1 pseudogene is annotated in these 255 nt (G+C 63.5%); it reads left to right on the top strand.

Annotation, left to right across the window (positions count from 1 at the left end):
* Window positions 1-255 (top strand): annotated as a pseudogene (locus tag SB717_RS37700) (acyltransferase family protein); the annotation flags it as partial.

Raw genomic sequence — 255 nt, 5'->3', positions numbered from 1 at the left:
CCATGGATGCGTGAGCAGAACCTGCTCGAGGTCGTCTCGACGGCGTTCTACTTCGAGAACTGGCAACTCGTCGCGACGCAGCTCGCCTACGGCGCGGCAGGGCCCGAAACGAGTCCGCTGCAGCACTTCTGGTCACTCTCGGTCCAGGCGCAGTTCTTCATCGGTTTTCCGCTGCTCGTAGGTCTGCTCACGGTGCTCGTGAAGCCGCGTCGCGCACGGGTCACGCTGTTCTGGTCGCTTCTCACAGTCGCGACC

Origin of the sequence: Priestia sp. SIMBA_032 (genome assembly GCF_046535215.1) — a bacterium.
GTDB lineage: Bacteria > Bacillota > Bacilli > Bacillales > Bacillaceae_H > Priestia > Priestia aryabhattai.
The sequence above is the reverse complement of the archived record's forward strand: the minus strand, read 5'-3'. Positions and strand labels throughout refer to the sequence as shown.